Raw genomic sequence first — 2,384 nt, forward strand, 5'->3', positions numbered from 1 at the left:
ATTCTTGTTGAAAAATCCTTTTAATAGAAAATTACTTTTGGCAGCTTCCATGTTTTCGTCTAATTTCTTAGAGCCATTTTTAAGATTTACCAATGTTTTATCAATGTTATTTGCCATCGATTCATCATTCATTAATCTACCTAAAGTTCCCTCACCATTGTTTATTTTTATTAAAATTTCTCCAATTTCTGCTGATGCAATTGCCGCATTTCCTGCGGTAGTTTCAAGGCTTCGCATGATTGCATCTGTTTCAATTGGTTCAACAGCGTTAATATATTGCCCATTTTTAACCAATTTTGATGATGGATTTCCTTGAGAAATTACTATCAGTTTATCGCCAATTAATCCTTCAGACCCAATTCCTGCTTTAGAATCGGCACGAATAAATTTTTGAACCTCTTTCTTTAAAATCATGTCCACTTTTACGGTAGAATCATTTATAAGCTCGATGTTTTCAACAGTTCCAACATTTATTCCCGAAAATCGAATGGTACTTCCAACTTGCAATCCGCTTACATTTTTAAATTTAGTAGAAATATTAAAAACTGGATCAAACATATTTTTTTGTTTTCCAATGATGAAAATCGCGAGTAAAAATAACGACAAACCAGCTATGATGAATATTCCCAATCTTATTTTAAATCCTTGTTTAGTGGTTTCCATAGTTATTGTAATTTTTTAGTTTTGAAAAAAGAGCTTACGTAAGAATCGGTAGAATTTTCAAATTCTGATAATGAACCTTCTTTATAAACGTCTCCGTCTTTTAGCATTATTATTCGGTTGGCAACCGTTCGAACGCATTCCATATCATGAGTGATAATTATGGAGGCAGTTTTGTATTTTTTTTGAATATCGTTGATTAATTCGCTAATTTCTTCTGCTGTAATAGGATCTAAACCAGTTGTTGGTTCGTCATAAAGCATAATTTCTGGATCAACAATTATGGTTCTAGCGAGGCTAATTCTTTTACGCATTCCGCCAGAAAGTTCTGATGGCATTTTGTTTAAAACATCTTCAAGACCAACATTAGCAAGTGTTTCTGTAACTTTAGTATCAATTTCCGATTGTGATAGTTCTTTTCTTATGCGTCTTAAAGGGAATTCTAGATTTTCTTTAACCGTCATCGAATCATATAAAGCACCACTTTGAAAAAGGAAACCAATTTTTTTTCTGATTTCGTTTAATTCTTCAATTTTTAAAGCATTTACTTCTTGACCAAGAACAGTGATTGTACCTTCATCGGCTTTTAATAATCGAGCAACGCACTTTATTAAAACAGATTTTCCTGTTCCCGATTTTCCTAGTACTACAAGATTTTCTTGACTTTTAAGATGTAAGGAAATATCATTTAATACATTCAAACTACCAAAACTTATTTTTAAATTTTGGATGTCAATTATTGGTTTTATGGTAGTATTTTCTATCATTGTAAAATCAAATCGGTTATTTGAACTGCTATTAAATCTACAAGAATTACTAAGAATGATGCTGTTACAACGGCCGTATTTGCTGCGATTCCAACGCTTTCTGTTCCACGTCCAGCATTGTAACCTTTGTAGCAACCAACTAAGCCTATTACTGCTCCAAAGAAGAACGTTTTTGTAACAGCCGGAATTAAATCCATAAATTCTACTTTACCAAATGCTTGAGAAATGTACAATACAAAATTTAAATCGCCTTTAATATTTGCACCAATCCATCCGCCTAAAATTCCCATCGCAATAGCAAAGATGCTCAATAGCGGAATCATAAAAGTAGCAGCCAAAACTCTTGGAACAATTAAATATTTTATTGGATTTGCCGATGAAACTTCGAGTGCGTCAATTTGTTCTGTAACGCGCATTGAACCAAGTTCTGCGCCCATACTGGAACCTATTTTACCAGCACAAATTAAAGCTGTAATTACTGGTCCCATTTCTCTTATCAAAGAAATAGCCACCATGTTGGGCAGCATATTTAAAGCACCAAATTTTATTAAAATTGGACGCGATTGAATGGTTAAAACCAAACCAATAATAGTTCCTGTAATTGATATTAATGCAAACGATTTGTTCCCAATTTGAAAACAATGTTTTAAGAATTCTTTAAATTCAAATCCTCTTGAGAAAGTATTTTTAAAAACACGAGTTAAAAATAAAAATACGTTGGCGGTGTCAACTAAAAAAGTAGAAATTTTCGAAGATTTTTCTATTGATTTTTCACTAACTTTTATAGTTTTATCAATTGCATATTTTTTCAAGTTCTTGATAGGTACAATTTTTTTCATACACGAATTCTATAAAAGTTTTTAGGAATTATTGGTTGTAGAAATCCTATTTAATTTTTAATTTCTGAAGCGAATTTGATAAAAATGAAATACTTTTCTCTTTAACTTCGTCTGTATT

General features: G+C 31.6%; 3 protein-coding genes. All 3 read right to left on the bottom strand.

Features of this window, described 5'->3' with window-relative positions; genetic code table 11:
* Window positions 1-663, bottom strand: a 663-nt coding sequence (locus DIU01_RS09965; RefSeq protein WP_290834011.1) for an MlaD family protein, incomplete at its 3' end; no start/stop codon positions are given.
* 2 nt (window positions 664-665) lie between these two features.
* Window positions 666-1,427: an ABC transporter ATP-binding protein gene (locus DIU01_RS09970; protein ID WP_290834014.1), complete on the bottom strand. Its 762-nt coding sequence runs from the start codon at window positions 1,425-1,427 to the stop codon at window positions 666-668.
* On the bottom strand, window positions 1,424-2,266 hold the full coding sequence (locus DIU01_RS09975; RefSeq protein ID WP_290834016.1) for an ABC transporter permease: 843 nt from the start codon (window positions 2,264-2,266) through the stop codon (window positions 1,424-1,426). The genes DIU01_RS09970 and DIU01_RS09975 overlap by 4 nt, the downstream gene beginning before the upstream one ends.
* Window positions 2,267-2,384: the final 118 nt, after the last annotated feature.

It is taken from the genome of Flavobacterium sp. (assembly GCF_003525665.1).
In the GTDB taxonomy this organism is placed as follows: Bacteria; Bacteroidota; Bacteroidia; order Flavobacteriales; family Flavobacteriaceae; genus Flavobacterium.